Consider the following 26,753-nt stretch of genomic DNA (forward strand, 5'->3'; position numbering starts at 1 on the left):
TATGTAAATTTCAATTCCTACTATTCTTATATGTTTTACGTTATTTATTTTACATGATTGATGAAAATTAGTAAATGAAATATATAAGTAATATTTGAACAATTTATGTTTTTTTATGGCTGTGTGAAAGCAAATTGTTGATTTTCTACCCCTGTTGATTCCTTCTTTGAGATATACGCATACATCTCTCTCAGCAGAGGAAGGTGTTTCACTCGAACAAATAATGGATCGGCCTGGTCATACTGATGACCAAATTAAGATAAATGGTATTTCCACGTTACGCAAAAGAGCTGAAAAAAGAGGCTTCCCAAAAGTTCAATTGTCTTGGATTATCATTTCTTATTATTCTGCTTTTCCTTCTACCACTACATTATCCGCACTTATGTCATCACCGAAAGCAGATTTCGTCATATGCTTTGTGGAAGAATTGTTCCTTTCCTAATGTTTCAAGCTCGTATTTAACCATTTTAATACATTTACAACTTGTTTTCGATGGCGTAATCAATAAACTTGCTCAAAAGCATTTCATAATTTTTGATATTTGTCTTTGTCGTGTTTTTAAATTTCCTATCATCGAGGAAATCTTGATAAGCGAATTTTAACAACAAAAAAACCACTCCCTATTTTTATTAGGAAGTGGTTATTGCTAAAAATATAAATTTATTTCATCACTACTTCATAAAATGAAGTGAATCTTGGTTGAGAAATAGATTAATTATTTCTCAAAATGAAGGTTTGAAACCTACATCATGCCGCCCGTAAGATGAGAGTGTGTAATATCTTTAATGATGGATGCAAAAAGTGCAGTATATCCATGTTTTGGAGAATCTGAGGTGTAACATCTTTAACGGGAATATACAGTTTTTCATGAGATTGCGTTAGCAAAATGTTAGCATTTTGTAGCACATATATGGATAAACAATAATTACTCAATGAATTGAACTTAGAAACGATGCTGATTTTTTAGCATCGATTCGCCGAATATTCCCCGAAAGGCTACGAAAACGAGAAGTTCTATGATGTGTACAAAATGTCGAGACAATTGATGATGAAGGAATTGAAATTATTGTAACAGGAATGTGGTGCCAGGCACCATCCAATGAGATTCCGATAAAGCAAAAATTTTTCATATACCTTTATAGGTAAACCTATAAATTTAAACTAACTCTGTTACTAATGTAGCTTGCGATTAGCAGTCGAACATTGGTCATAATAGCGTTTCCTAAAAGGAATTAAAAGATCTGAGTCAAGTAGAATACCGAACTCAGATCTTAGAAGCTGCCTAAATATATTCGTCTAACTTTATTGGGTCAGATCAAAATAGCGTTGCTTTTTTTATTCAGGTACTGTGGGGAGTAGCGAACTATTAAACTCTAAATCTACCCACTTTCCCTTTATATTTCGTTTATGGTAGTTTCCAAGCTACATTATAGTCATCATATCCACCATAGTACTGCCAAATTTCTGCCTTTTCGTTTGTTCCAGGGAAATTAAGCCAATCTGAATTGCTTGTTGTCAAATTTGTAGGGATGTCACTCGGATAATAAGCGACCCAATAAGCCCCTGGAGTGCTTGGCGAAAAGTCCCCCATTGTGCGTTCCCAGCTCCCTGGAGATGAATAGGTGCCAGGTTTAACACCTTGTCCATATTGATTTAGGTAATTAACAAATGCGTTATAAATCATTTGATTATTTGCATAGTCATAGTCTTTCATACCGGTTAGAGCCGGTTCTACATCGACAAAGATAACAGGTCTAACTTTTGAACCATATACACTTTTCATAGTTTCATAGGCTTGTAGTGCTAATTCGGCCTGATGTACTCCCCAATCGCTTGCCGACATTCCTGATGGCGCAGTTTGCATACCGGATAAAAACCAGTAACCGTAAACATAGGTAGCATCTTGTGCTCTAGCGCTACTGAAATAAATTGCACCGCCTGTACTTGCATCAAATTGCACATTGTTCCCATAGCCTAACTTCCCTATATAAAAATCCTCTCCTTCAGGATTCGCTAATGTAGCGGAATCTGATCCGAAAAAATATTCCTCTGTAGCATCCGTTTCGTTCAATTCTGCCACTGAAGAATTAGAAAGGTCATCTGGGTTTTCGGAAGTCTCATTATATTCTGCTACTGGTGTTTGGGAAAAGATGGCAGAGTTTTCTGAAGCATTCTCTTTAGCTGTTTCACTGGCATGTATACTTGCCTGCGATTTTCCGATACTACCTTTTTCCTTATGTTGAATCTCAGCTTTTACTTCTTTATCCTGAGCAGGAACTTCAGGTTGTGCGGGAGCCTCAAGTTGTACAGAATCCGTAGCTTGTGCAGGAACCGCAGGGTTTACTTTTACATTGGCATGTACATTTACGGAACTGTTTGCATGCGTAGCTTGAACAGGCTCCACTTTGGCTTTATCAAGTTCAGCCGCCGCAGTAAAAGGGCCTCCTGCCATAAGTCCAAATGACAATACTCCAGTTAATACAATAGATTTAATAAGTTTATATGGTTTAAAATAATGTTTCATTCCCAATTTTGCTCCTTTATTTATCGTTACTTGTGGCTAAGTTAACAGTAAACGTTAAGTAAAAAGGAGCTGCTATTGGTGGTGGTGAAGGTGGAGCATTCACCCATTGATTATTCAACCATGTATGCTGAGAAAGATAAGATTGGACAAGCTGGATTTCATAATATGGATTCCATACAAACCATTTATCTAGAAAACTTATAGTATTTAATCCCTGACTGCCCCTGTCATTTGATGGTCCCCCGTTACTGCCCGTCCGCTGCGTTGGGTTCGGCACCTCACTGACCTTTGGAATCTTTTCCTCAGCTGATGGGATACCACTCTTTTCTTGTGACTCCTGCATAAGGGGTTCAGAACGATTTTCCTTTTTCACCACTGATAAATCTGTGTCCTTCCCTTGAGGTTCAAAACTTGCAGGGTAGACTTGTTTTTTTACTTCAGTTTCAGAATTATGTAAGGAATCTAAATCAGAATTTCTAGACCCGTTTTTAGGAGTCGGCGTATTCTTTTCTAATCCATTATTATGTTCCTCAACAGCTGCCACTTTTTCAGGATCGCGAGCCTCATTAACGGACTTTTCTGTCTTATTTAAGGCAGACTGCACATTACCTTTTGCCTGATCATGCAATTTTTGTGATGCTGCAGATGACTTATGGATAGCTGGATTGGTAGGAGAAACTTTAGATGGCTGCTGCTTTACCCCACCTTGATTGTTCATAGCGGGATTAGGTGCTGCCACAGCTTCTTCCTTGGCTGGAACATTTGGTTTCACAGTTGTGGGTCCCACTATAGCTTCTTCCTTAGCTGGAACGTCTGGTTTCACAGCTGCGGGTCCCACTATAGCTTCTTCCTTGGCCGGAACGTCTGATTTTACAGTTGCGTTATGAATTCCCACTGAAGGACTAACTTGTCCAGGTGCTTTTTGAGAATTCTGCGGTACACTAAGTTCGTTCTCCTCAGCAAAGACATTGCCCGGTAAAAACATGGCGGCTCCAACAATTAGACCTGAAATAAATAAATGCCGTAGGTTCATTATTTCACCCCCTTTCAAAAAAGCAGGGCATCATAACCCACATAGACATTATTCTACATTACTATTATTTTTTTTGTCGATTTTTCGTTTCTTTAACAAAGAAAGAGTTCTTTTAACCTAAGCTGGTTCTATTATTGATGAGTCAAATCTACTTAAACAAAGGGGCTTTACTCATATACAATTGAGGAAATCGAAACTATTAGGTCAAGGTAATGTCTAAGTTCTAGATTCATAGAAGTTTGAAGTGTGTAGTTTTTATTTGAATAAGATTTATAGTCAAAAAAAATAAACACCTCGACTAAATGAGGTGTTTTCGACTGCTTAAAAATTTTGATACGATTGTATACCATAAAGCCCAACGTTCGTAATAATGAGATACTCTTCCCTGTTATTTTCCATTTTAGCAGTTACAGAACCATCTTAAATTGAAGATTAAAAACATTTCACCTAATTTCTTTACCTTGTTCAAATAAAGGAAATACAGAAACGATTGGGGCACACAGACATTAACACCACAATGAATATTTACGCTCATATAACTGCCAATACGGAAGAAAAGGCCTCCCATCAGTTTAGTAAACTGATGAAAGACCTTTTCATTTTCATCCCTTATTACATCATGCCGCCCGTAAGATGAGAGTGTGTAATTTCTTTAACGTTAGGTGCAAAAAGTGCGATATATTAAGGTTTTAGGAAATCTATGTGTAACATCTTTAACGGGAATTTACTGTTTTTTATTTGATTGCGCTAGCAAAATGTTAGCATATTTATTTATGAGAAGTCTCTTTTAAGGATTGATCCTTTTATAATAAAGTCGCCCTGATAATCGATTTCAATTAGAGTCCTGACTGCTTCACATTTCCTATGTAGGACAAACTTTTTTTGGGATACCTCGTTTGAGTGGAACGATCAACAGCTATCAATCCAAATCGCTGCTCATAGCCAAGCTGCCATTCAAAGTTATCCAACAGAGACCAGTGCGTGTATCCTATACTTGGATCCCTTCTTCCATACATTCATGAACACCTTTTAATGCTCGTTCAATAAATTCGACTCTTTGTTCATCATAATCCGTGGAGACACCATTTTCCGTTACCAAAATGGGCTTGTCCCAGTGCTTAGAAACAAATCTCAGAACATTTCCCAATGTTTCAGGATAATATTCATAGCCCATTTTCGTTAACCTTGTATTTCCATCCGGTTTAATCACTCCATCGGGACCATGGATTTTTCTAGAGTAATTTTGTACATCTAAGAAGTCATCTTCCTGAAGATAGGCGATATAATCAAGAAAATCATCAACTTGTTCTTTTTTTACTGATTCTTCTCCACCAGTTAATGTCTGATGATCGTATAATGAAAAGGTAATCCCTACCTTAATATTAGGTTTAATTTTTTTAATAACTTGTCTTGCTTTCTCATGACATTCCATGATAATTTGCTCCCCTTCCTTCGTACGAGGGGATAGAAAATTAGGAATAATCTTCAAAACTGACAATAGGAACTAACAAAATACACATTCTTACAAAAACAGACAAGTTGTTATACTAACTAATCGATTGTTTAAAAGAGAAGTAAACCCTTTTAAACCAAGCTTTTAACTGTTTTCTATAAAAATTTATTGTCTAAAAAACTTCTGTATTTTTTAGTACGTCCATTTTAAACTCAAATTGAGTAATTTTTATAGGTTTCTTGAATTTGAAGGGCTTCTTTTTCATGGTTCTGAAACTTAGCTACCCATCTATGTAGCATTGTTTTACTTGCACTATACTTTTTTGCTATTTCTCTGATGGAATCGCACCCTCAAGGTAATCATTAACAGCAGCTAATTTGGTCTCTAAGAAGTATATCTTGGTCATAAAAAAACTACACCTCCAATCGTTAGTTGTGTCTAACAATTGGGGTGCAGTTCAGGTGCCTGTCCCCTTGGACCACAATTCATCACTTTACTCCAATTTGGGTACAGGAGCACCGTCCCCCTACTTCCCCTTGTGTCTTAACTACATTTGTTGGTTTACCCGATAGGTAATTTTTTAGGTTTTCAATTGCTGTGTTTAATAATCTTTGTCTGGATTCTTTGGTGGCCCATGATATATGGGGAGTGATAATGCAATTTTTGGCATGAAGTAACGGATTGTCCCCTCTAATAGGTTCAGTGGAAACTACATCTAGTGCCGCCCCTGCTACTTTATTCTTGTTTAATGCGTGTGCTAGATCATCCTCATTTATCAATTGCCCCCTTGAATTATTAATAATAATAACTCCATTTTTCATCTTGTTAATGCTCTCTTTATTAATAATGCCTTTGTTTTGCTCAGTTAACGGACAATGTAGTGAAATAACATCGGACTTTGCATATAATTCTTCTAACTCTACGTATTCCATTTTATCACTTACAAATTCTTTAACATGGTTATGGCCATATGCTAATACTTTCATACCTAAAGCTATAGCTATACGTCCTGCCGCTTGACCAATACGACCGTAACCGATGATTCCCATTGTTTTTCCTGAAAGCTCAATTAATGGATGATTCCAAAAACACCAATCCGCATTATTTGTCCATTCTCCTCGTTTGACAGCATCACTATGTGATCCGACATGATGGCATATTTCTAGAAGCAAAGCGATCGCCATTTGAGCGACAGCATCCGTACCATAAGTAGGAATGTTGGTCACGACAATATTATTTTCATTTGCAGCCTCCACGTTCACGACATCATATCCCGTTGAAAGCATGCCTATATATTTTAGTTTTGGTAGTTGTATGATTACTTCTTTTGGAATAGGTGTTTTGTTCGTAAGGATAATATCTGCATCCTTCACCCTTTCGAGGATTAATGGTACATCCTCAACAGAATATGTGGTACGCTCATAAATAGTCGCATCAACCAAGGATAGTAAAGTTGACCAATCTAAATCACCTGGATTTAATCTGTACCCGTCTAATACAACAGCTTTTAACAATTTATACCCTCCTTTAAAAAAGAAATGACCGTACACCAAACTAAGGGGCAAAACGGTCATTCCCGTGTATCGATTATTCAAATACTTTTGGATCTGCCATTACATCGCCAAATAGTTCCTCATCTGTAGGAACCGTATAGTTTGTAATTTCTCTTGCTACCCAAGTGGTATTAATGTAATTTTTGTAAGTAATGTTTTCGGATGTTATATTCTTACCCCATGTTCCACAACCAAGATTGATGGTAAATGGCATTCCGTTGTTCCAATTTCCTGCATTTGATTTGCCTACAGGCATTCTTACGGCTACACGACTTGTATTCGTTTCGAGTGCAAATTTTAAAATTCTATCATCATCATTACTATGAATTCCGCATGAATGGCCAGCTCCACTATAAGCTTGTATGTTATTAACTAATTCAATGGCGCTTTCGAACGTATCATATTTATACAGAGTAACGACGACAGATAGTTTTTCCCCAGAGAATGGGTATTCTGGGCCAAATCCAGTTTCTTCAACAATTAGCCACGTGCGGTCTTCAGGAATCTTAAATCCTGCTTTTTCTGCCATAAATGTTGCCGGCTTAGATAATACTTCTGGATTTAAGTACCCATTTTTCCAAAGAACGGCTTGCAATTTTTCCTTTTCTTCTTCATTACATAAATAAGCACCAGAAGCAATCATTGCTTCTATGACTTCATCGTAAACGTTGTCCTTAATAACAACCGCATTTTCAGTTGAACATCCAATAGCCAAATCATTTAATTGAGATTCCGCAACCTTATTGGCTGCATCACTTAGGTCAGCCGTTTCATCAATCACAACGACTACATTACCAGCACCTACACCATATGCAGGTGTACCTGAAGAGTAAGCTGCCTTCACCATTGCAGCTCCACCAGTTGCCACGACTAAATCAACCTGTTGCATTAATTCATTTGTTTTTGCGATTGATGGGTCTTCAATACATAACAGCAGATCTTCAGGTACTCCTAATCTCTTAAACAATTGTCTGATTTCATTAACAACTTTAATCGTTGTGAGCTTTGCTCTTGGATGCGGCGAACAAATCATCGCATTTCTTCCCATAATTGCATTCATCATGCCAATAAAAACGACACCGGCTGGAACAGTGGTAGGAATAAGTGCACCCACTACTCCTACTGGTTTTCCGATTTTAACTAGTTGTTTTTCTTCATCAACTTCGATCACACCAACTGTTTTTGCATTCTTAAGATCTCGCATAATCCCTCTAGCTCGACCTTGTGTTCTATTAATCTTGCTTTGAATTTCACCCATCCCTGTTTCTTCGAAGGTGAAATTTGCCCACTCAGTTGCTTTATTTACCGCAAACCATCCAATGCTAGCGGCAATACGTCTAACTTCTTCCTGATTATATCCTTCGGCTATTTTTTGTGCCGCTTTTGCTCTTGTTACTAGACTAGAAATACTATTTACATCAATATCGATACCACTATCGTTGCTTGTCACACTGGTCATGAAAAAACCTCCATTTTAATTGTTTATTGTTAACCCTGAAATTAAGTCTGCCTTCATCACCAGTTTTCGAGCTCGATCTGCAATAGGGTTATCAATCATTTTCCCCTCAAACATACAAACCCCTTTGCCAGAATCAACTGCATGATCGAAGACACGAATTAAATGTCTTGCTTTAATAACATCCTCAGCATTTGGTGTAAAAACATCATTTACGATTTCAATTTGATTCGGATGAATACATGTTTTACCAGTAAAACCTATACTTTTGGCATTGTTTGTGTCTTGTATTAATCCATCGCGATCCCCGACATGTGTAAATGGAGTGTCAAGAATATCAATTTTACGAGCGTTTCCTGCTTGAGCAATAACGTTTCTGGCATACTCAATTTCTTTGCCATCTCTTGTTCGCTCAATCCCAAGTTCTTTTGTTAAATCTTCTGCTCCAAACTGTACTCCGGAAATCCGGTCCGAACTCGATAAAATATGGAAAGTATGAACAATGCTATAACTCGTTTCCAACAATGGAATAATGCCTATTTCAAAACCTTTGATACCGTAACGTTTTTCGGTGGATTTTATTAGGATATTAGTGATTAAAACCGCCTCTTCATCCGCTTTAGGAACAATCACCGCATTTGGCATTTCTTCCACGATGGCTTCGAGATCTAACACCCCATCTTCTGTTTTTACATCGTTTATCCTTACAATCACTTCTTTTTTTCTAGCTTTAAAATGGGAAATATACAGTTTCACGTTTTGACGTGCCAACCCCTTTTCAGTAAGACCGACGGCATCTTCCAAATCTAGGATGAAACTGTCTGCATCTAAATCCAATGCCTTTTTGATCATTTTTTCTGAACTGCCTGGTACATATAATAAGGACCGTCTAATCGACTTATGATTCAACTTTTCCACCACCTATTTGGAAAATTACTCAGCTTTATTAGGTTCAATAATGGCTCTCGTAATCTCTTTTGCAGCCGCTTTTTCCATCGCTAACTGTGATTCACTTAAACTATAAGTTCTGTCTGTTAAGCTATTAAATGGAAAATGATTGTTATATTTTTCAAGAAACTTTAATGTTTTTTGTAAGTACCATGGTTGATAGCGCAGGATTCCTTTTACGGTCAAGCATTTACGAGTAATTAGCCCTGGCAAGATGGATACTTTTTGGCTTTCATCTACACTTACGTTTCCTAGCTCAAGAATCGTTCCACCAATTTTTGCAATACGAACAGCTTCATCAAAAGCAGCTGGAACTCCAGCGACATCCAGAACAAAGTTTGCACCTCTGCCCTTCGTTAATCGGTTAATTTCTTCAATACGTTTTTCAACGGTGTCGAAATCTCTCATATTAATCACATGGTCTGCTCCAAAGTTCTTTGCTTCTTCTAGTCTTGAACCAATACTATCAATCACAATGACATTCGCACTCATCGTTTTTGAAATAGCAGAAGCAAATAATCCTAAACCACCGGCTCCTTGAATGACAATAGTGTCGTTAATTTTAATGCCTGAGATATCCATCGCATATACCATTTGCGCAATTCCACAGTTTGCTCCAGCTGCAACATTATCAGGTACATTGTCTGGTACTTTATAAAAATACTGATTTGGATGGATGATATAATGTGTGGCAAATCCTCCAGTAAAATGTGGGTGTTTTTCTGCAAGCTGACCTTGATAGTCGCTTCCATGTGTACAAATGTTAAAATGGCCATCTAAACATGCCGGACATTTTTGGCAAGTAAGATAGTAAACGGGAACGACACGATCTCCAACCTTTACTTCCTCACCAGCATAGTCAGTGACTACACCTTCACCAAGTTCAGAAATTTCACCAACCATTTCATGACCTAGTACATGGTTTTTAAATAAGTGTTTGCCTTCCCACATATGGATGTCAGATCCACATATATTACTTTTGAGAACTTTCATTGTTACGCAGCCTTTTTCTGCTTTTGGCACAGAATATTCTTTAATTTCTATCTCTCTTACACCAGTCATTGCTGCAACTTTACCCATTTTTCATTTCCTCCCTAGCTTTCTACATTTTTATTATTTTGCTAAACCTTTATTTCCACCATAACGTTAGGAATGGGATATAAGTAATTAATAACAATCCAATGATGGATGGTATTAAGAATCTTAAAATATAAGGCCACATTTCTACTAACGAAGACTTATTAATTCTTGCCGAGACAAAAATATTAGCTGCCATTGGCGGTGTAATTAACCCTAATTCAATATTTGTTACTAGGATGATCCCAAAATGAATCGGATCAATGCCGAACTTCATCGCTGCAGGATATAATAAAGGTGCCATAAGAAGTACAGCAGCATTCGTTTCCATAAACATTCCAACTAAGAACAAAATGAGATTGACAATAATTAAGAACATGACAGGATTTTCAGTCATTGTAATTGTAAATTCCGCTATTACCTGTGGTACTTGCAATAACGTCATAATTTTATTAAAGATGCTAGCGAAAGCAATAATACACAAAATCGATGCTGAAACGACCGTTGCTTGATAAAAAATATTTGGTAATTCTTTAATCCGTACCATTTTCCCAAGTACAATAATCACGATTGCGTAAGCACCAGCGACCGCAGCAGCTTCGGTTGGAGTAGCAATACCTGTGTAAATTCCACCTAAAATAATGAACGGAAGAATAATGGCAGGAGTTGCTTTCCAAAACAATTTTGGAGCTTTTTTATAGATAACCTTATCAAAGCTAGAACTCTTTTCATGTGCTCCTTCACCTTCCGTATTTAACACCTTAGGGAGACTAAACCAGTGTACTAACATATAAATAATCGTAAACATGATTCCTGGGACAATTGTTGCTAAAAAAAGTTTAGAGACGGATGCACCAACTGCCGCTCCATATACAATCAATGGTATGGATGGTGGGATGAGCACCCCTAATAAACCTGAGCAGGCTGTTAATGCTGCAACATAAGCTCGTTTATATCCCTTTGCAATCATTCTTTCCCCAACACTACTGGCCATAGCTGCCACAGTAGCAACTGATGAGCCTGTCATCGCACCGAGAAAAGCACTAGAAATTAAAGTAACATGGCCCAATCGTCCGGGAAGCCAAGCTAAAAAAACTTCGACTAAATCTACCATTCTATCAATTAGCTTTCCTCGATTCATGAGTTCACCTGCTAGTATGAAAAAAGGAATAGCTAATAAAGGGATGGATGCTAAAGCGTGATAAGGCGTAGCTGCAACTATTCCAAGAGGTAAATTAGCCATTACAGCACCAATGAGACCAGAAAGAGCAAAAGTATACCCTATTGGCACACCAAGTATTAATAAAACTAACAGTACTACTATCATTACGGTAAGTATCATGTATCTACCCTCCCTTTTTACCCAGGATCATTCTGTAGGAACAGCCCTTTGGTTGCTGATTAATTTAAGGATGATCCCAATTGTATGTATAATCATTAAGATCAATCCGATAACTAATGCTGAAAATGGAATGGACATCGGAATTCGCATGGCCATTGTCGCTTCATTACTTTCTAGTGCAAAAGTTAGTAAAGAATATCCAATGTTTAGTAGTCCACCAATTATGACGAGCATTGCGATATGGGTGCATAAATCAAAAATAAATACCAATTTTTTCGATTTAATGAGTGAAGTTACCTCTAGAGTAATGTGGCCTTTCGTATAAACTAAAAGTCCTGCACCAATAAAGGTCATAATCGTGAAGGCTAAAATACTAATATCACTCGTATCTGGTATTGGTAGGTTAAAAAATCTCGTAAAAACCTGAAAAAACACGGTTACAAACATGATAGCCATCATTAACGTTATGACCAATTTTTCAATTTTAAAGAGAATTTCTTCGAATCTAGCGTATTTAGCCAACAACAGTCTCCTCCTCCTTTTTCAAAACATAAAAAGGTTTTCTTAACCTTCGATAGAATGGATGATATTGAAATTGATTCCTACCTATCGAAGGTCCTTCTGGTTAGTGGTTATTTAACATCTTTTACAGCTTCAACTTCTTCTTTAAGCTTTTCAATTCTATCTTGACCATACGTATCATAAAGATCTTCCCAAACTTTAACACCTATTTCCTGGAATACAGCGATTTGTTCAGGTGTTAATTCAGTTACTTCCACGCCTTCTTCTTTCATCTTCTCTACATAACTTTCTGTTACATCTCTTTGCTCAGCAATTTCCCACTCTTGCGTTTCCTTAGCTGCTTCTTTTAGTGCCTTTTGCTCATCCTCTGACAATGATTCGAAGGTTTTATCGCTCATTGCGATTGTCCCGGTTGCAAAGACATGGTTTAGACGAGTATAGTATTGGTTTGTTTCATGAAGCTTGTTATCGTACGTAATTAATAGCCCATTATCTTGACCATCTACTGTTCCTTGTTGTAATGCCGTGTATAATTCTGGCATTGCAATTGTTACCGCTTGAGCTCCGACTCCATTAAAGAATCCCATAATAGCCTGTGAGCCTGGAACGCGTAATTTTAATCCTTTAAAATCTTCTGGTGTTGTCACTGTTTTTTTAGAATTAGATAAGGCTCTAAACTCTAGCTCATACCATCCAAGAGCTTTAATTCCATGTTTTGCTAATGTTTCTGTCATAGTTTGAGGAATGATTCCATCACCATAAAATAACTTATCAGCTTGTGCATAATTCGAAACAATATATGGAAGGTAATGGAAATCAAACAACTTATCCATACCAGACATTGAACCTTGATTTAAAAAGGCAAATTCTAAAGTTCCTCGAGAAAGATCTTGCCCAAGTGATTCATCACTACCAATCTGCCCCGCTGGAAAAACGGCAATATCGATACTCCCATTTGTTTTTTCCTTGACTAATTTTGCAAACTTTTCTGCAGCTTGATGCTGCACACTATTTTGCGCTGCTACCATTCCTAGTCGAAACTTTTTGGCTGAACCATCGGAATCGCCAGAGGCTTCGTTGCTTGCATTTCCGCAGCCTACTAATAGAAACCCAATCATTGCGATTATAGTAATTAATATGATTCTCGTTTTTCTCATCACTTGTTTTCCCCCTTAAATATGATTTATATGGATAGGAATCTAACAATCTATCAAAATTCCTGTAGCACTTTTAACGTTCCGATGTTTTACACTTGCATCCCAAATTCTCATAGTTCTTTCACTCGTTTTTTCTAATAAGGAAATGCCAACCTCCAATGCTTTTTCTAGTGACATTGGTTCTGAAACAATATCAACAATGGCATCGATACCATGACTATAAACAATATCAGCTCCTTCACCGATGCTTCCGACGATTGCGATTACTGGTACACCATATTTTTTAGCTTTACGAGCAACACCCAAAGCTACTTTTCCATTAATCGTTTGCGCATCAATCCTGCCTTCACCTGTGATGAGTAAATCAGCATCTAGAAGATGTTCCTCCAACCCAATCAACTCAATGACTTTTTCAACACCCGAATGAATTTTTGCCTGACAAAAGGCAACAAGTCCGGCCCCTAAACCCCCGGCAGCGCCCCCGCCTGATAGATTCATCACATCTATTGATAGCTGTTTATTGATAACGCTTCCAAAATACTGTAAATTATCATCAAGAATTTGAATCATCTTAGGAGTTGCGCCTTTTTGTGGTCCATATACATTCGCTGCACCATTTTTGCCACATAATGGATTTGTAACATCGGATAGGATCACAATTTCTGTATTATCAATTCTTGGATCTAATTTCGAAATATCAATAAATTCAATCCCTTTTAGTTCCCCACCCCCAAACCCAACTTCTTGATTCACTTTATTTTTAAAGCTAACTCCTAAAGCTTGAGCCATTCCAACTCCACCATCATTGGTAGCGCTTCCACCAAGTCCGATAAAAATAGCCTTGCAGCCTTTATCCAATGCGTCTCGAATCAGTTGCCCCGTTCCATAAGTTGTTGTAATTAGTGGGTTATAATCTTCTTCAGAAATTAAAGGCAGTCCAGAGGCAGCAGCCATTTCAATAACTGCGATTTTGCCTGGAAGAATCCCATACTTAGACTTTATTTTTTTTCCAAGCGGATTTAAAACATCCACTTCGACATACTTTCCGTTTAATGATTTTACTAAGGTTTCAACCGTTCCCTCTCCACCATCCGCTATTGGGAGGATTTTCGTTTTAATATCATCACGGTAATAACGGATTCCTCGTTCAACAGCATTTGCCGCTTCTAAGGTCGTGCAACAGCCCTTAAATGAATCAATCGCAATAACTACTTTCATACGGAACCTCCTTTACGATAATTTTTTGTACTAAATAGATTGAAAATAGTACGGGTTAATATATAAATAATTATAATTATCAGATTACTTAAATGGTATGTTCCCCATACTAACGCTTCATACCAATTTTTGTTTTTGATAACAATGGGGTTTGGTATCGATACAAAATGGCTTTTTCGAAGGCACAAAAAAAAGCCCTCTAAGTTAAAGTGCTTTTAAGAAATTTATTTATAAAAAATAGAAGCTAAATACAATATAAGCATGTCATTAAACACACGAATATCGTAATCTGTTCTCTCCTTGATCTTTTGAATTTTATATTGAACGGTATTCTTATGAATAAAGTACTTGTTCGACAGTAGATTTAAGGATCCATTACAAAAAAAGTAATTTTTAATAAAATCAATGAATTCCTGTGTTTCTGCGCTACTACATTTTGAGAAAACATGATTCTTCAATGTGGTTTTGTAATTCTCAGGGATTTTACTAAAGGCTACATTTAAGGAGGTTTTGCTAAATTGATAAACTCCTGGTTGGTTATTTATGTAACTTAAAATACTACTCGCTTCATTATAGGACTTTGGGATATCTTCATAACTATCATAATTATTCCCTATCGAACAAGTAAGAGGAACACTATGAATCTCTTGAACCTTTTTACAAAGATACTCTAATTCCTTACAAAACTCTTCTAAGCTTAAATTGGTAATGATAATGAAAAATTCACCATTAAAAGTAACCAATGAGTTCGTATTTTCTAGTTTTTCAGTTATATATTTTTTAACAATAGTGTGTCGAGCTGTATTGAGGTGACTATTATAATCGGCGTTTTCGTTCTTAGCATATTTAATTAGGGCAACATTAAACGTACCTTTTACATCTAGGTTATTTTTTTGTAGCCGTTCTTCAATTTCAAAAAGAGAAGATAGAAAATTTCCGCTAACTAAGTCATTAACAAATATAAGCTTAATTTTTTCATTGTTATTTCGATTCCAGAGATCAAAATATTCATGAACAAGCATTTCAGTCATTTTTTGGATAATTCGTGCATATTTAACTACTTCTTCTGGGATGCCCGTTATCCCAACTACCCCAATGATTTCATTTGAAAAATAGATTGGTAAATTGACACCGCTTTTACAACCCTCATACTGTTCATCAAACTCTACAATTAGTTCTTTAAATCTTTTATTAATAACTAATAGAGCTCCTTCATGATAATTGTTGATTCTGCGTATATCTGTACTTGCAATAATAAACCCATTATTATCAATAATGTTAATGTGATTATCTACAACATGTTTCATTTCATGGATGATCTTGTCCGCTGTCGTCTTCTTCAGAAACACAATATTTCTCCTCCCTAAACAATACATCTAGTAATTTGATAGTGAACAATAATGGATCCATTACAATATTGTTAGTTTTAGATAAGAAAGTATATGAAATTTCTAACTATTTTTAATATTCTATTATATGTATATTATATCCTTCACCATTCTAAAGTGTCAAATTTCGTGACTCGAAGGAAATGGAGGGAAGAAATAAGGGGATCGTTCTGATCTGAACCCACATTCCGATGACCAAATTACAAAAAGTATCTATCTCCATGTTACTCAAGAAAGGAAAAAAAGAAGCCTCCCAAAAGTTTAGTCAACTAATGAGAAGCTTCTTTTAATTTAGATTATATTAGCACTTTGTTAGCAAATTTCTTTAAAAACCTTATATACCAAGGGATTGATCAGCTATTACATCATGCCGCCCATTCCACCCATGCCGCTCATATCAGGCATGCCAGCGCCAGCTGGTTCTGGCTTGTCAGCAACAACTGCTTCAGTTGTTAAGAACATAGCAGCTACAGACGCAGCGTTTTGAAGTGCAGAACGAGTTACTTTAGTTGGGTCAACGATACCAGCTTCGATCATGTTTACCCACTCACCAGTAGCTGCGTTGAAGCCTGTTCCAACTTCTTCGCGCTTTAAGCGGTCAACGATAACAGATCCTTCAAGACCAGCGTTGTGAGCGATTGTACGTACTGGCTCTTCAATCGCACGTAATACGATATTTACACCAGTTTGTACGTCGCCTTCGGCTTGGATTTCTGCAATCTTGTTGTATACGTTAAGAAGGGCAACACCACCACCGGATACGATACCTTCTTCAACCGCAGCACGAGTTGCGTTTAAAGCGTCTTCGATGCGAAGCTTGCGCTCTTTTAATTCAGTTTCAGTTGCAGCACCAACTTTGATTACTGCTACACCGCCTGCTAACTTCGCTAAGCGCTCTTGTAATTTTTCACGGTCAAATTCAGAAGTTGTTTCTTCTAATTGAACACGGATTTGGTTAACTCGAGATTGGATCTCTTCAGTTGCACCAGCACCCTCAACGATTGTTGTATTTTCTTTTGTTACAACAACCTTAGAAGCGCGTCCTAAAGATGTAATTGTAGTAGTTTTCAATTCACGGCCAAGCTCTTCAGTGATGACTTCACCGCCAGTTAATGCAGCGATATCTTCAAGCATAGCCTTACGACGGTCACCAAAGCCAGGAGCTTTAACAGCAACTGCATTGAATGTTCCGCGAAGTTTGTTCAATACTAAAGTAGAAAGTGCTTCTCCTTCAATATCTTCAGCGATTAACAATAATGGCTTGCCTTGTTGAACCACTTGCTCAAGGACAGGAAGGATTTCCTGGATGCTTGAGATTTTTTTGTCTGTGATTAAGATATATGGATTTTCTAAAACAGCTTCCATTTTATCTGTATTTGTTACCATGTAAGCAGATGTATATCCGCGGTCAAATTGCATACCTTCTACAACATCTAATTCAGTTGTGAAGCCTTTTGACTCTTCAATTGTGATAACGCCATCGTTACCAACGCGCTCCATTGCTTCAGCAATTAATTGACCTACTTCTCTATCATCAGAAGAAATAGCAGCAACTTGTGCAATAGACTCTTTGCCTTCGATAGGCTTAGAAATTGCTTTTAAGCCCTCAACTGCAACAGCAACTGCCTTTTCAATCCCTTTACGGATACCCATTGGGTTAGCACCAGCTGTTACGTTTTTCAAACCTTCACGGATCATTGCTTGAGCAAGTACAGTTGCAGTTGTAGTTCCGTCACCAGCAACATCGTTTGTTTTGCTAGCTACTTCAGCAACAAGCTTAGCACCCATATTTTCAAATGCATCTTCTAATTCGATTTCTTTCGCGATTGTTACACCGTCGTTTGTAATTAATGGTGAACCAAACTTTTTCTCAAGAACCACGTTACGTCCTTTAGGTCCAAGAGTAACTTTTACTGCATCTGCTAGAGCATCAACACCACGAAGCATTGCGCGGCGTGCATCTTCACTAAACTTAATTTCTTTAGCCATGTTCAAAAAACCTCCTCGTATTTTTTAAACGCAATATTGTTTTAAAAAATCCTTATTCGCCAACTACAGCAAGGATATCGTTTTCGCGTAAAATTAAATATTCGTTGCCTTCAAACTTTACTTCTGTACCTGAGTATTTTGAGAAGATAATACGATCGCCTACAGAAACTTCAAGAGCAACACGTTCGCCATTTTCAAGCACTCGGCCTGTACCTACGGCAACAACTCTTCCTTCTTGAGGCTTTTCCTTAGCTGAGTCTGGTAACACGATACCGCTTGCAGTTTTTTCTTCTGATTCGACAAGCTCAATGACAATACGATCACCTAGTGGTCTTAACAAATCAAACAACCTCCTCAAATAAATATGTAATTCTGACTTATTAGCACTCTCTTAACATGAGTGCTAACACAATTCTTATAATAATAAATGGAAAATAATTTTGCAAGTATGAAGCAACAATTTTTTATTATTTTTTGCAACCTTACAAGTATGTGATTTACAAGTAGGAATATACATAGTTTTTAAAGATAATCTTTAAAATTGAAACAACCTCGCTATTATTAGTAGAATGGAGAATAGGGTAAAATACTTTCATTAGCTGCTTAAAGGAGACTTTTTAATTTGAAAAGGGAATATTGGATTATTTTAATTGTCTATATAGCCATGCAGTTATCAAGCCTAGTAGGAATTCCCGGATTGATGTTCCTATTCGGCTACCTAGGAATGAATCAAGGGCTCGTTGTCCCATATTGGTTAATTTTCAGCTTCACCCTTGCACTTGTTATTATTCTTTTCCTGCTGCGTACAGAAATGAAAAAACCAGTGTTGAATGAAAGAGGCAGTTCCTTTGGTTTTTCGGCCATCTGGGCTGTATTTGGTGTATTTCTCGCCTTATTTGCCCAAGCTCTCGCTGCAAATATCGAACGGCTTATCGGGGTTGAGATGGGCTCAGAAAACACTCAGCAAATTCTTAACATCATTGAGTCCTTTCCGCTCGCTATATTAGTTAGTTCAGTAATAGGACCGATATTAGAGGAAATCGTATTTCGGAAAATTATTTTCGGTGCTCTTCACAAACGGTTTAACTTTTTCTTCTCAGCTTTAATCAGTTCTGTCATTTTTGCCTTAGCCCATATGGAGCCGCATCATGTACTTCTCTATTCCGCAATGGGTTTCACTTTTGCATTTCTCTATGTAAAAACAAAACATATCCTTGTACCGATTTTTGCCCATGTTGCCATGAATACATTAGTTGTCGTCATGCAGTCAGTATATAAAGATGAAATTGATAAAATCATCCGTGAGGCAGAAGGTATTCAAAACTTTATCGGAGGCTTTCTATGAGACGTTCACCCTTGTTTTCCGGAATCATTTATATTGTTCTTGGCTGCTTATTTACTTATTTTGCCATTGAGGATGTCACCCTAAACGGATGGGGATTTTTCAGCTACCTGCTCGTTATACTTGCCACCTTTGACTTCGGATCTGGTTTAAGAATGATTTTCTTTTACAATCGATATAAAGACAAAATAAAGAAATAGCAATTTCTTCATCACTCTTTTTTCGACAAAAAAAGACCTTTCACATCGCCAAGTGAAAAGGTCTTTTACTTTATTCTTCTACTTCCTCTGTAGGGTAGTGTTTGAGGAAGTAAATAAGTGATTGTAATTCGACTGCCAAGTCGATATGATGTACCCGTATGGAGGCCGGAACATTTAATCTTGCAGGTGTAAAATTCAATATCGCTTTAATATTTGATTTTACAAGTCGATCCGTAATCACCTGTGCCACTGGAGCGGGTACCGTCAGGATGGCAACATGTATATCATCATTGCTTAAAACCTTTTCGAGCTCATCCATATGAAACACGGGTACATCCCGGATTGTCGTTCCCATTTTATTTGGGTCAACATCAAAAGCACATTCAATTTTTGTATTATTATTTTTTAAAAAGTTATAATTTAGAAAGGCGGTTCCAAGATTACCTACACCAATCAACGCTACTTTTGTTAATTCATCTTGATCTAATGTTTTCCGAAAGAAGGTTAATAGGTAATTGACATTGTAGCCATATCCCTTTTTTCCTAAGGCTCCAAAATAGGAAAAGTCGCGTCGAATCGTTGCCGAATCCACCTTCACTGCTTCACTTAATTCTGCAGACGAAACCCTCTGTTTACCAGAAGAATGCAGATTCTTTAAAAATCGATAGTATAAGGGCAGCCGTTTTGCTGTCGCTTGTGGTATTTTCATCGTTTCATTACTCATATTCTCCCACCCCTCATAAATAGGCTCATTTATCTAACGTGTTCGGTTCGGTGGAAATCCCCATTTTTCCCACCCGTTTTTTCAACCAGGTAGGTCTTTCCAATTACCATACCCTTATCCACTGCTTTACACATATCATAAACAGTCAGTGCGCAAGTGGACGCAGCTGTTAACGCTTCCATTTCAACACCTGTATTTCCTTTTGTTTTCACCGCAGCGGCTATATTTAATGTATAAGCAAACTCGTGTTCTTTTTCCCATGCGAAGGATATATTTACTCCGGTCAAAGGTATAGGATGGCACATCGGTATTAAGTCCCAAGTTTTCTTTGCCCCCATAACGGCAGCAACTTGAGCCACTGCAAGAACATCGCCTTTTTTCATTTCATTATTTGTTATTTTTTCATAAATTTCTTTACTAACCGTAATGCTGGAATGAGCAAGTGCCGTACGAGTCGTTTCTGGCTTATCGCTAACGTCCACCATTTTCGCTCTTCCTTCTTCGTTAAAATGAGTAAAATCAGACATAAATAATATCCTCCCACCAAAAATCATACTATATTTTTCACAATTTGTCTGTGAAACTTTGAGCGAATGATGAAAAAATTACATTTTTTTCTTTCAAGATATTTTCTTATTTTCTCCAACGCCATGGCACTTTATTGCCGACTTTGCAGGAATAAGGTACACTTATTTTAGTAATAGAGGTGAAAAACAATGATATTATTACAAGTTAATCAACTAGCAAAATACTATGGTGCAGACCTAATTTTATCGAATATAAAACTAGAATTACAAACCCGGGATCGTGTTGCACTTGTTGGACGAAACGGTGCAGGGAAATCGACATTATTAAAAATAATTGCTGGGCATTTGTCACATGATGGCGGTGAAATCATTAAGCCAAAGGGGGTAAGCATTGGTTATTTGGCCCAGAATACTGGATTAGAATCGAACTTATCCATTTGGGATGAAATGCTTACCGTTTTTGAATCGCTTAGAAGTATGGAAAAATCTCTTCGACAGTTAGAGGTTTCGATGTCGGATCCTGCCGCTATGGAGGATAGTACCCGCTACGATCGAATACTAAAGGAATATGATGAACTGCAAGTGAGATTTAAAGAACAGGGTGGTTATCAGTACGAAGCAGATATTCGCTCTATCCTCCACGGTTTAAATTTTCATAATAACTCATTGATGATATCCAGTTTAAGCGGTGGTCAGAAGACACGTCTAGCTTTAGGTAAACTTCTTTTAACGAAGCCCGATATTTTAATTTTGGATGAGCCTACAAACCATCTTGATATCGATACACTCACGTGGCTTGAGCAATACCTGCAAGGATATGACGGTGCCATTTTAATTGTGTCCCATGACCGTTACTTTTTGGATAAAGTGGTTACACAGGTTTACGAAGTTTCACGGAAGCAAATTCAAAAATTTATTGGTAACTATAGTGCTTATCTAGATCAAAAAGCGGCAAATTATGAACGCGATTTAAAGCTATATGAGAAGCAGCAGCAGGAGGTTGCTAATCTTCAAGATTTTATCCAGCGCAACCTTGCCCGTGCGTCTACGACGAAACGAGCTCAAAGCAGGCGCAAAAAGCTGGAGAAAATGGACTTGATGGATCGTCCATTAGGGGATGAGAAGTCCGCCACCTTCTCCTTTGAAATTGAGAAACAAACCGGAAATGACGTACTTACAGTAGAATCCTTAGCTGTTGGTTATGATGGACAAAAAGTATCTGAAAATATTAACATGCGGGCTTATCGGGGTGAAAGCATTGCCTTAGTTGGTCCAAACGGAATTGGAAAGTCTACTCTATTAAAAACCGTCATCAAAAAACTTCCCGCACTTGCTGGTACGGTTCAATATGGTGCAAATCTAGCAATAGGGTACTATGACCAAGAACAAGCAGAATTGACCTCGAATAAGCGTGTTCTCAATGAACTTTGGGATGAATGGCCGTTAAAAAATGAAAAAGAAATACGGACAGTCTTAGGTAACTTCCTGTTTTCAGGTGACGATGTATTAAAAATTGTTTCAACATTAAGCGGTGGTGAAAAAGCAAGATTGGCACTAGCCAAATTAATGCTGGAGAAGGCAAACGTTCTAATATTGGACGAGCCTACGAACCATCTGGACCTAGACAGTAAAGAGGTCCTTGAAAATGCACTTGTCGACTACCCTGGAACGATTATTTTTGTATCACACGACCGATACTTTATTAACAGAATCGCCACCAAGGTCTTGGAGCTTAGTTCAAATGGAAGTACAGAGTATCTAGGTGACTATGACTATTATATTGAGAAGAAGCTTGAGGAAGAGGAACTCAGGGCTTTAGAGAGCACAAACGTTATTAAAAAACAGACTGCTTCCGACGTGCAAGAGAGAAATTCTTATCAACAGGACAAAGAAAGTAAAAAGCTGGAGCGGCAGCGTAAGAGAAAATTAGAAGAAATTGAAACGCGTATAGAAGAGTTGGAGGCACTTATCCAGGATAACGACGAAAAGTTATGTGAACCTGAAATATTTCAGGACCACGAGAAAGTGCTAGAAATTAATTTGAAAAATGAAAAGGCAAAGTCTGAGCTCGAACAGTTAATGGAAGAATGGGCTGAACTTGCAGAATAATAAAAAAGGGCTTGGATATGGAAATCCAAGCCCTTATTTTATTGGAATCGTTAAAATGTCTGTTTTCGCCCCATCCTTTGCTGAATATACAAATAGCTCAATTGAAACCTGTTCTTTTGTTAAAAACTGATTATCTATGGCTATTTCAAAGCTTGCCCATGCAGGTGCACCCTCTGTTTGATAGTGGTTTTCTAGTAGGATCTCCGTTCCAGAGATCACTGCATATTGAAAAACACCTTCAAATACCCTTGCCTTTCCCTTCACAACTACACTGCCATCCTCCAAGGGTGAAACACTTACTTCCTTAAATACGTCATTTCCATACTGCTTATTCTCTTCCATGTCGTGTTTATCCTCTTCATTTGTACCACCTGAATCTGTTTCATCATTCTCTATAACATCGGGTTGTTTATCACCTTGATCTGTTTCACTTGAATCTGTACTATTTGGTTCCGTATTACCTGGTGTGTTAGTATCTTGGTTGCAGGCAGCTAAACCGAGAAGAGCCATAATTAGTAGAAACATTAATTTCCCCTTCATTTTATCCCCCTTTTAAACATATTCGTTATTAACTATATTCACCCTTTTTTTAGATTTGTATAGAAAAATATGTTTACATTTTCATTTAATAATCGACAAATTCCGCTAAAATTCTCCCATTTTCATTCCAAGGTCCTTTTCCACAACTTTATTCACAAAGGAAAACTTAATCTTTAAGGTTTATTCACACTTTTCCACATTATCCACAAAAAACGCTCAACTTATCCACATTGTCCACAAATTAAAGGTGAGTTACCCACATTATTTATGAATGCGCAATTTTTCAAAAAAAGTTATCCACAAAAAAGTGGGTTTTATACTCATTAAGTACGAAGATTTGGGTTAACCAATTTATTGTGACCGAACTTTCAACATCAAGGGTCTTTTGGTGCCAATCTGTAAAAAAACCCTTTAAAAATCTTTGCACCTAACAAAAAAAGCCCTTCTTATTCAGAAGGACTCTAAACTAATTGTATAATTCAATATCCAAACCAGGGTTTGCATTTAGTGAAAGGTCGGCTCGAATACCCTTTTCAAACATGATACTTCCAGCTGCAGCAATCATCGCTGCGTTATCAGTGCACAAGTTTAATGGCGGAATGACCAAATCAATATCAGATTTAGTTGAAAATGCTTCTTCTAATGCCTTCCTAAGACCCTTATTAGCTGCCACACCACCAGCTAAAAGCACTTGTTTAACCTTATATTCCTCAGTCGCTTTTACTGTCTTTTTCACCAATACCTCAATGACGCTTTGCTGAAAACTTGCAGCAAGGTCCTCGGGTGCGATTATTTCACCACGCTGCTCAGCATTGTGGACAGTATTAATAACCGCTGATTTTAATCCGCTAAAGCTAAAATCATATGACCCTTCTTCTAGCCAAGCCCTAGGCAAATTGAGTGTATCACTGCCCTCTTGAGCCAGCCTGTCAATGTGTGGTCCACCAGGATAAGGCAGTTTTAAGGTTCTCGCCACCTTATCATAGGCTTCACCAGCAGCGTCATCCCTGGTTTCTCCAATGACCTCAAAATGCCCCTGTTCCTTCATATAGACTAACTCCGTATGGCCTCCAGATACTACTAAGGATAGAAGAGGGAAGGTCAGTTCTTTTACTAACCGGTTGGCGTAAATATGTCCAGCAATATGGTGAACAGGAACAAGTGGAATGTTATGGGCAAATGCTAGTGCTTTGGCTGCATTTACACCAATTAACAAGGCTCCCACTAATCCTGGTCCTTCTGTTACCGCGATGGCATCCAACTCAGGTAGTGTAAGGTCTGCCTCTTTTAAAGCCTCTTCAATAACAATTGTCATTTGTTCTACATGATGACGGGAGGCAATTTCAGGTACGACTCCGCCAAAACGCTTATGACTTTCAATTTGAGAAGCAACAACATTTGCCGCAATCTCTCTGCCATTTTTAATAATGGCTACTGCTGTTTCATCACAGCTTGTTTCTATTCCCATTATCCACTGATCTTTTTTCATATATTCACCCACATCACTAGGGCATCTTCTTGATTATCTGTATAATAATTTTTCCGAATGCCGCCATTTTGAAATCCTAACTTGCGGTAAAGAGATTGTGCAACATTGTTTGTTACTCGTACTTCAAGCGTCATGCTTCTTGCACCCATATCCTTCGCCACAGTCATCATCTTACGAAGCAATGCTTCCCCGAGTTTTTTGCCTCGATAGGAAGGTAGGATGGCCAAATTTGTTACATGGGCTTCATCAATCACAACCCACGCACCAACATAACCAATTATTTTTTCATCTTCTTCCAAAACAATATAAACAGCAAATTTGTTATTATAAATTTCATTATAGAAAGCTTCTCGGCTCCATGGAGTAGCAAAAGAGGCATGCTCAACCTCTAATATTTGATCGATATCCTCTTCCTTCATATATCGAAAAACAAAAGAATCTACCATATTTCTTTAATCCTATCCTTTTAGAATTTTCCCATTTGCCTCTAACCACTTCGCCTCCGCCTCTGCTAAACGGATATAGTTAGGAACAAAGGAATGTATGTCTTCCCCCTGTTTATCTTTGCCTAATAACGCCAGCTCCGAAGGACGTGGATTATGCTCCGTAATCGCCGCAAACACTGCCTGAGAGCTTAGTGTTTCTTCTATCACAGCTTGATGAAGCGGCAGGTCGTTCCCTACAAATAAAATGGGTTTGTTTACTTCCCTTAATGCAACAGCCCAATCGGCAGATAATACTAAGCGGTCCTCTTTAACAGTTGTAAGCAGCCCACTTTGGTATTCATAGAGCCCTGTATAGACTTGCCCTCTTCTTGCATCAATAAGGGGTGATATATAACCATCAAAGTGTCTCCCAGCACCCGCCGCAATAATTTCAATACTAGACACACCAACCAATGGTATCTTTAACGACCAAGCCAAAGTTTTGGCAATGGTAACACCAATTCGAACGCCAGTATAAGAGCCTGGACCTTTTGCTACCACTACTTTTGTTAATTGTGCTGGGGTTCTCTCACAATCCTTCATTAATGTCTGGATCGCTGGCATAATTCGAACAGAATGATTCTTCTTTAAGTTAGTTATATATTCGCCAAGAACTTGATTATCTTCTATAAGCGCAACCCCTAATGGATAATTAGAAGTATCAATCGCTAGTATTGTCATTTAGAAAAATCTCCTTACATAATTGCTCATATCTTTTTCCCTTTGGAACAAATACCATTTTTCTTTTTTCCGAACCCTCGTGATATAAATAGATGGTTAATAACTCGTTAGGCAGCTGTTCCTCAATCAAATGAGCCCATTCTACAACGGTTACTCCATCACCTTCAAAGTATTCATCGAAACCTAAATCCTCATAGGAATCGGCAACTCGGTACACATCCATATGATACAAAGGCAGTCTGCCCCTATACTCCTTTATTATGGTAAAGGTCGGACTGTTAACGGTTTTCTTAATATCCAGTCCTTTTGCTAACCCTTTTGTAAAGGTGGTTTTACCTGCACCTAGATCTCCTTCCAGACATATGACATCACCTGGCTGCAACAGCTCAGCAAGATTAGAAGCCAGCTGGAACGTTTCACTCGGATCTTTTGTATATTTTTCATACTGATTCATATAATCACCTTTTATTCTAACATAGCCTATCACTATCTACATTCTACCTTATTTTTGTAAAAAAAAACCTTAGGATAGCTCCTAAGGATGTCCATTCACTATGTATTTTACCTAACTTTCACTTTTTAAGCAAAAGGGCATAAAAAAAACGAAACAAGGTTTCGTATTTTAAAAAATATAGATGGCGGTCTGGACGGGACTCGAACCCGCGACCTCCTGCGTGACAGGCAGGCATTCTAACCAACTGAACTACCAGACCAAGTTTTTCAAGTGTTTGCTTGAAAATCTTAATTGCGGGGACAGGATTTGAACCTGCGACCTTCGGGTTATGAGCCCGACGAGCTACCAGACTGCTCCACCCCGCGACAATATAAATGAATCTTTTAGTGCACCAATATAGTATATGTTAAAACAAATAATATATCCACACTTTTTTAAAAATAGTACAGCCTGGCAACGTCCTACTCTCACAGGGACAAAGTCCCAACTACCATCGGCGCTGAGAAGCTTAACTTCCGTGTTCGGTATGGGAACGGGTGTGA

The 26,753-nt window shown here is 37.8% G+C and carries 24 protein-coding genes, 2 tRNA genes, 1 rRNA gene and 1 pseudogene; 4 read left to right on the forward strand and 24 right to left on the reverse strand.

What is annotated here, in order from left to right:
- The first annotated feature begins 223 nt into the window (after positions 1-223).
- Entirely contained in the window at positions 224-442 is a 219-nt protein-coding gene (locus tag F4694_RS29665) for a hypothetical protein (RefSeq protein ID WP_218895892.1), read from the forward strand.
- A gap of 963 nt (positions 443-1,405) precedes the next feature.
- Here the strand turns inward: F4694_RS29665 and F4694_RS29670 are convergent.
- The 14 genes and pseudogenes from F4694_RS29670 to groES all read right to left on the reverse strand — a co-directional run bounded on the left by F4694_RS29670 (position 1,406) and on the right by groES (position 18,000).
- Complete coding sequence (locus tag F4694_RS29670) at positions 1,406-2,524, reverse strand: glycoside hydrolase family 25 domain-containing protein (protein ID WP_179603518.1); 1,119 nt, start codon at positions 2,522-2,524, stop codon at positions 1,406-1,408.
- A gap of 16 nt (positions 2,525-2,540) precedes the next feature.
- The gene (locus F4694_RS29675; RefSeq protein ID WP_179603519.1) at positions 2,541-3,557 is read right to left on the reverse strand and encodes a hypothetical protein; all 1,017 of its coding nucleotides are present in this window, start codon (positions 3,555-3,557) and stop codon (positions 2,541-2,543) included.
- 836 nt (positions 3,558-4,393) lie between these two features.
- Positions 4,394-4,989 (reverse strand): annotated as a pseudogene (locus tag F4694_RS32815) (family 1 glycosylhydrolase).
- A 509-nt stretch (positions 4,990-5,498) separates the two neighbouring features.
- The gene (locus F4694_RS29685; RefSeq protein WP_257029489.1) at positions 5,499-6,524 is read right to left on the reverse strand and encodes a D-2-hydroxyacid dehydrogenase; all 1,026 of its coding nucleotides are present in this window, start codon (positions 6,522-6,524) and stop codon (positions 5,499-5,501) included.
- 73 nt (positions 6,525-6,597) lie between these two features.
- Positions 6,598-8,022 carry an aldehyde dehydrogenase family protein gene (locus tag F4694_RS29690; protein ID WP_179603520.1) on the reverse strand — a complete coding sequence of 475 codons (1,425 nt, stop codon included), beginning with the start codon at positions 8,020-8,022 and terminating at the stop codon, positions 6,598-6,600.
- Positions 8,023-8,037: 15 nt separating this feature from the next.
- Positions 8,038-8,928: an HpcH/HpaI aldolase/citrate lyase family protein gene (locus tag F4694_RS29695; RefSeq protein ID WP_179603521.1), complete on the reverse strand. Its 891-nt coding sequence runs from the start codon at positions 8,926-8,928 to the stop codon at positions 8,038-8,040.
- A 24-nt stretch (positions 8,929-8,952) separates the two neighbouring features.
- Positions 8,953-10,047 carry a zinc-binding dehydrogenase gene (locus F4694_RS29700; RefSeq protein WP_179603522.1) on the reverse strand — a complete coding sequence of 365 codons (1,095 nt, stop codon included), beginning with the start codon at positions 10,045-10,047 and terminating at the stop codon, positions 8,953-8,955.
- 49 nt (positions 10,048-10,096) lie between these two features.
- Positions 10,097-11,386 carry a TRAP transporter large permease gene (locus F4694_RS29705; protein WP_218895893.1) on the reverse strand — a complete coding sequence of 430 codons (1,290 nt, stop codon included), beginning with the start codon at positions 11,384-11,386 and terminating at the stop codon, positions 10,097-10,099.
- 27 nt (positions 11,387-11,413) lie between these two features.
- Positions 11,414-11,908, reverse strand: coding sequence for a TRAP transporter small permease (locus F4694_RS29710; protein WP_179603523.1), 495 nt, complete (start codon positions 11,906-11,908; stop codon positions 11,414-11,416).
- A gap of 110 nt (positions 11,909-12,018) precedes the next feature.
- Positions 12,019-13,065, reverse strand: a complete 1,047-nt coding sequence (locus tag F4694_RS29715) for a TRAP transporter substrate-binding protein (protein ID WP_257029493.1) — start codon at positions 13,063-13,065, stop codon at positions 12,019-12,021.
- A 42-nt stretch (positions 13,066-13,107) separates the two neighbouring features.
- The gene (locus tag F4694_RS29720) at positions 13,108-14,283 is read right to left on the reverse strand and encodes a glycerate kinase family protein (RefSeq protein ID WP_179603525.1); all 1,176 of its coding nucleotides are present in this window, start codon (positions 14,281-14,283) and stop codon (positions 13,108-13,110) included.
- A gap of 224 nt (positions 14,284-14,507) precedes the next feature.
- Complete coding sequence (locus F4694_RS29725; protein WP_179603526.1) at positions 14,508-15,632, reverse strand: CdaR family transcriptional regulator; 1,125 nt, start codon at positions 15,630-15,632, stop codon at positions 14,508-14,510.
- A 399-nt stretch (positions 15,633-16,031) separates the two neighbouring features.
- Complete coding sequence (gene groL / locus F4694_RS29730) at positions 16,032-17,660, reverse strand: chaperonin GroEL (protein ID WP_179603527.1); 1,629 nt, start codon at positions 17,658-17,660, stop codon at positions 16,032-16,034.
- A gap of 52 nt (positions 17,661-17,712) precedes the next feature.
- Positions 17,713-18,000 (reverse strand): co-chaperone GroES, encoded by a 288-nt coding sequence (gene groES, locus F4694_RS29735; protein WP_179603528.1) that lies wholly within the window; start codon positions 17,998-18,000, stop codon positions 17,713-17,715.
- A gap of 282 nt (positions 18,001-18,282) precedes the next feature.
- Between groES and F4694_RS29740 the strand changes: the two genes are divergently transcribed.
- Positions 18,283-19,005 carry a CPBP family intramembrane glutamic endopeptidase gene (locus F4694_RS29740; protein WP_179603529.1) on the forward strand — a complete coding sequence of 241 codons (723 nt, stop codon included), beginning with the start codon at positions 18,283-18,285 and terminating at the stop codon, positions 19,003-19,005.
- Positions 19,002-19,202 carry a YdiK family protein gene (locus F4694_RS29745; protein WP_063253362.1) on the forward strand — a complete coding sequence of 67 codons (201 nt, stop codon included), beginning with the start codon at positions 19,002-19,004 and terminating at the stop codon, positions 19,200-19,202. The genes F4694_RS29740 and F4694_RS29745 overlap by 4 nt, the downstream gene beginning before the upstream one ends.
- A gap of 70 nt (positions 19,203-19,272) precedes the next feature.
- Here F4694_RS29745 and F4694_RS29750 read toward each other — a convergent pair whose 3' ends face one another.
- The gene (locus tag F4694_RS29750) at positions 19,273-19,926 is read right to left on the reverse strand and encodes a redox-sensing transcriptional repressor Rex (RefSeq protein ID WP_179603530.1); all 654 of its coding nucleotides are present in this window, start codon (positions 19,924-19,926) and stop codon (positions 19,273-19,275) included.
- A 29-nt stretch (positions 19,927-19,955) separates the two neighbouring features.
- On the reverse strand, positions 19,956-20,453 hold the full coding sequence (gene moaC, locus F4694_RS29755; RefSeq protein ID WP_179603531.1) for a cyclic pyranopterin monophosphate synthase MoaC: 498 nt from the start codon (positions 20,451-20,453) through the stop codon (positions 19,956-19,958).
- Positions 20,454-20,642: 189 nt separating this feature from the next.
- On the opposite strand from moaC, the gene F4694_RS29760 reads away from it, so the two are divergent.
- Entirely contained in the window at positions 20,643-22,562 is a 1,920-nt protein-coding gene (locus F4694_RS29760; protein WP_179603532.1) for an ABC-F family ATP-binding cassette domain-containing protein, read from the forward strand.
- 33 nt (positions 22,563-22,595) lie between these two features.
- On the opposite strand, the gene F4694_RS29765 is transcribed toward F4694_RS29760, so the two are convergent.
- The 8 genes from F4694_RS29765 to rrf all read right to left on the reverse strand — a co-directional run.
- The gene (locus F4694_RS29765) at positions 22,596-23,102 is read right to left on the reverse strand and encodes a Gmad2 immunoglobulin-like domain-containing protein (protein ID WP_179603533.1); all 507 of its coding nucleotides are present in this window, start codon (positions 23,100-23,102) and stop codon (positions 22,596-22,598) included.
- A gap of 466 nt (positions 23,103-23,568) precedes the next feature.
- Positions 23,569-24,591, reverse strand: a complete 1,023-nt coding sequence (gene tsaD, locus F4694_RS29770; protein ID WP_179603534.1) for a tRNA (adenosine(37)-N6)-threonylcarbamoyltransferase complex transferase subunit TsaD — start codon at positions 24,589-24,591, stop codon at positions 23,569-23,571.
- Positions 24,588-25,037 (reverse strand): ribosomal protein S18-alanine N-acetyltransferase, encoded by a 450-nt coding sequence (gene rimI, locus F4694_RS29775; RefSeq protein ID WP_179603535.1) that lies wholly within the window; start codon positions 25,035-25,037, stop codon positions 24,588-24,590. Before rimI ends, tsaD begins: the two co-directional genes overlap by 4 nt.
- A gap of 12 nt (positions 25,038-25,049) precedes the next feature.
- Positions 25,050-25,757, reverse strand: a complete 708-nt coding sequence (gene tsaB, locus F4694_RS29780; RefSeq protein ID WP_179603536.1) for a tRNA (adenosine(37)-N6)-threonylcarbamoyltransferase complex dimerization subunit type 1 TsaB — start codon at positions 25,755-25,757, stop codon at positions 25,050-25,052.
- Positions 25,738-26,211 (reverse strand): tRNA (adenosine(37)-N6)-threonylcarbamoyltransferase complex ATPase subunit type 1 TsaE, encoded by a 474-nt coding sequence (gene tsaE / locus F4694_RS29785; protein ID WP_179603537.1) that lies wholly within the window; start codon positions 26,209-26,211, stop codon positions 25,738-25,740. The genes tsaB and tsaE overlap by 20 nt, the downstream gene beginning before the upstream one ends.
- A 182-nt stretch (positions 26,212-26,393) precedes the next feature.
- Positions 26,394-26,470: transfer RNA gene (locus tag F4694_RS29790), tRNA-Asp, on the reverse strand.
- A gap of 32 nt (positions 26,471-26,502) precedes the next feature.
- Positions 26,503-26,576: transfer RNA gene (locus F4694_RS29795), tRNA-Met, on the reverse strand.
- Positions 26,577-26,659: 83 nt separating this feature from the next.
- Positions 26,660-26,753 (reverse strand): 5S ribosomal RNA (gene rrf / locus F4694_RS29800); the annotation flags it as partial.

Source organism: Neobacillus driksii (assembly GCF_013409995.1).
GTDB classification, from domain to species: Bacteria; Bacillota; Bacilli; order Bacillales; family Cytobacillaceae; genus Neobacillus; species Neobacillus driksii.

Excerpts from the sequence above, each read along its gene's own strand:
- F4694_RS29705 (WP_218895893.1), bottom strand. The coding sequence starts at position 11,386 with ATGATACTTACCGTAATGATAGTAGTACTGTTAGTTTTATTAATACTT.
- moaC (WP_179603531.1), bottom strand. The coding sequence starts at position 20,453 with ATGTCTGATTTTACTCATTTTAACGAAGAAGGAAGAGCGAAAATGGTG.
- tsaE (WP_179603537.1), bottom strand. The coding sequence starts at position 26,211 with ATGAATCAGTATGAAAAATATACAAAAGATCCGAGTGAAACGTTCCAG.
- F4694_RS29720 (WP_179603525.1), bottom strand. The coding sequence starts at position 14,283 with ATGAAAGTAGTTATTGCGATTGATTCATTTAAGGGCTGTTGCACGACC.
- F4694_RS29675 (WP_179603519.1), bottom strand. The coding sequence starts at position 3,557 with ATGAACCTACGGCATTTATTTATTTCAGGTCTAATTGTTGGAGCCGCC.
- F4694_RS29750 (WP_179603530.1), bottom strand. The coding sequence starts at position 19,926 with ATGAGTAATGAAACGATGAAAATACCACAAGCGACAGCAAAACGGCTG.
- F4694_RS29765 (WP_179603533.1), bottom strand. The coding sequence starts at position 23,102 with ATGAAGGGGAAATTAATGTTTCTACTAATTATGGCTCTTCTCGGTTTA.
- F4694_RS29745 (WP_063253362.1), top strand. The coding sequence starts at position 19,002 with ATGAGACGTTCACCCTTGTTTTCCGGAATCATTTATATTGTTCTTGGC.
- groL (WP_179603527.1), bottom strand. The coding sequence starts at position 17,660 with ATGGCTAAAGAAATTAAGTTTAGTGAAGATGCACGCCGCGCAATGCTT.
- F4694_RS29715 (WP_257029493.1), bottom strand. The coding sequence starts at position 13,065 with ATGAGAAAAACGAGAATCATATTAATTACTATAATCGCAATGATTGGG.
- F4694_RS29700 (WP_179603522.1), bottom strand. The coding sequence starts at position 10,047 with ATGGGTAAAGTTGCAGCAATGACTGGTGTAAGAGAGATAGAAATTAAA.
- F4694_RS29690 (WP_179603520.1), bottom strand. The coding sequence starts at position 8,022 with ATGACCAGTGTGACAAGCAACGATAGTGGTATCGATATTGATGTAAAT.
- F4694_RS29665 (WP_218895892.1), top strand. The coding sequence starts at position 224 with ATGGATCGGCCTGGTCATACTGATGACCAAATTAAGATAAATGGTATT.
- tsaB (WP_179603536.1), bottom strand. The coding sequence starts at position 25,757 with ATGACAATACTAGCGATTGATACTTCTAATTATCCATTAGGGGTTGCG.
- tsaD (WP_179603534.1), bottom strand. The coding sequence starts at position 24,591 with ATGAAAAAAGATCAGTGGATAATGGGAATAGAAACAAGCTGTGATGAA.
- F4694_RS29670 (WP_179603518.1), bottom strand. The coding sequence starts at position 2,524 with ATGAAACATTATTTTAAACCATATAAACTTATTAAATCTATTGTATTA.
- F4694_RS29760 (WP_179603532.1), top strand. The coding sequence starts at position 20,643 with ATGATATTATTACAAGTTAATCAACTAGCAAAATACTATGGTGCAGAC.
- rimI (WP_179603535.1), bottom strand. The coding sequence starts at position 25,037 with ATGGTAGATTCTTTTGTTTTTCGATATATGAAGGAAGAGGATATCGAT.